Origin of the sequence: Phaeovulum sp. (assembly GCF_041596715.1) — a bacterium.
Lineage (GTDB): Bacteria > Pseudomonadota > Alphaproteobacteria > Rhodobacterales > Rhodobacteraceae > UBA6213.
This window is the reverse complement of the sequence record NZ_JBFHIA010000392.1, coordinates 1-1,558: the sequence shown is the minus strand read 5'-3', so window position 1 is coordinate 1,558 and position 1,558 is coordinate 1. Positions and strand designations below refer to the sequence as shown.

At 63.9% G+C, this 1,558-nt stretch carries 3 protein-coding genes and 1 pseudogene; 1 reads left to right on the top strand and 3 read right to left on the bottom strand.

What is annotated here, in order from left to right:
* The 3 genes from ABY403_RS16400 to ABY403_RS16390 form a co-directional block, all read right to left on the bottom strand.
* Positions 1–262: VRR-NUC domain-containing protein (locus tag ABY403_RS16400; protein ID WP_372841879.1), on the bottom strand; the 262-nt coding region annotated here is incomplete at its 3' end.
* Entirely contained in the window at positions 259–498 is a 240-nt protein-coding gene (locus tag ABY403_RS16395) for a hypothetical protein (RefSeq protein ID WP_372841878.1), read from the bottom strand. The genes ABY403_RS16400 and ABY403_RS16395, both read right to left, overlap by 4 nt.
* Entirely contained in the window at positions 495–743 is a 249-nt protein-coding gene (locus tag ABY403_RS16390; protein WP_372841877.1) for a helix-turn-helix transcriptional regulator, read from the bottom strand. The genes ABY403_RS16395 and ABY403_RS16390 overlap by 4 nt, the downstream gene beginning before the upstream one ends.
* A 623-nt stretch (positions 744–1,366) precedes the next feature.
* Here ABY403_RS16390 and ABY403_RS16385 point away from each other — a divergent pair.
* Positions 1,367–1,558 (top strand): annotated as a pseudogene (locus ABY403_RS16385) (hypothetical protein); the annotation flags it as partial.

Sequence of the window (1,558 nt, the reverse complement as noted above, 5' to 3'; positions counted from 1 at the left end):
CTTCCTGGCTCGGGCGCAGGCGGCCCTTTGGTGCCTTCAGCTCAAGGAAGAGGATGCGCCCGTCGCAAAGCACGATGAGATCGGCAAAGCCTGCATAGACGCCCATGCCAACCAGGATCGCCTGGCGCTTGGCCCCGCGGGGTCCGGGCTCGGTCACCTCATTGGCGCAGTGATGCACGATCGCCGTGCGGGGTAGGGCGAGCCGCAGCGCCCGCACCACCGCACGCTGCAGATCGGCCTCGGGGGTGCCACGGCGCGTCATTGCATGGCCCTCCCCTGATCCTCGCGCCGGGCGCGGCGAACGGGCCGGCGCGCGTCGATCACCACCAGCAACCGCTGCGCATCCTCGCGCTCGGTGGCGGTCTCGCCATGCGCGATCAGCACCTTGCAGGCGAGCCGGATCAGGGCATCGCCGTGATGGGCGACGTCAGCGATCACAGCGCGGGCTTCGGCGAGGCGATCTGCTGGCCAGGCGGAGTTGCGGGGTTGAACGATCATGTCCGCACCCGAACCTTGCGCACGGGATGCGCCTGTTCCTGCGCGAAAATCCAGTCCTGAACCGAGGCCCGTCGATAGAAGGTTTTCCGCCCTATGCGGGTGCAAGGCGGACCGTCGCGGCGCGCCGCCCATCGGGCGAGGGTGTCTTGTGTGAGGCCCAGCTCGCGCGCCAACTGCTCGCGGCTGATCCAGTCGGCCAACAAGTTCAGCGGTTCCGGTGGTACCTCAGGGTGGGGGTGTGTCATGGGCTGCTCCGTTTGTTTTTCTCACCCCTCTGACGGGGGCAAGGCGAGCGAAGCAGAGCGCGCGGGGCGGAATACAGGCAGAAGGTGGAATTGAAGCGCGCCCTTCAATTCCACCCCTTGTTTTATTGGAGTTTCAGGCCATGACTCTCGTCAGAGTGGCTTTGTCAGGGCCCAACGTTTGCCCTGAAGCGTGCTGTTTATGGCGTCGATCACCCTGCCATTATCGCTGGTCCTTCTCGGCAGGCTGCATTGGCCGACGCACCGGGGGTTTCGCGGGATCTGCGTGGGGTGGAATTGACGGAAATGCCGGTTCCGGTCGTGTTTAGGCGCCGTTCGACGCGACGCAGTCAGGGCCGCTTGCGACAAATTGAACCTCACATATTCCCGAGGTTCAAACGCGTCCTGACCAAGCGTAAACTTTCTGCGAGCAGTCCAACAGAATCGAAAACAAAAAAAGTCCCGTGCCCGCACCCAACTAGGGGCGGCTCCTACCAACAGGTGGTTTTCCTCGAAGGCATGCTCTGCACCCAGTCCCACCCCGCGCGCTTTGCGCGTCGGGCTTTGTAACTCGCATCCCGACGGCTTGGGCCGCGTGATGCAACATGCCTAAAAGGAGCCCCGTGATGCCATTGCCGCCGATTGCCTTCTATTCGATCTACGAGATTGCCGTACGATGGGGCTGCCATCCAGCCGATGTCGCAGGCTGGGCCGCAGCGGGACATCTGCAGGTGCTGGCGGGCATTCCGCTGGTTCGCTGCGCTGAAGAAACCATCGCCGGTCTGGTCGAGGTGCCCATCGCTGAGCTGATGCCGATG

Excerpts from the sequence above, each read along its gene's own strand:
- ABY403_RS16395 (WP_372841878.1), bottom strand. The coding sequence starts at position 498 with ATGATCGTTCAACCCCGCAACTCCGCCTGGCCAGCAGATCGCCTCGCC.
- ABY403_RS16390 (WP_372841877.1), bottom strand. The coding sequence starts at position 743 with ATGACACACCCCCACCCTGAGGTACCACCGGAACCGCTGAACTTGTTG.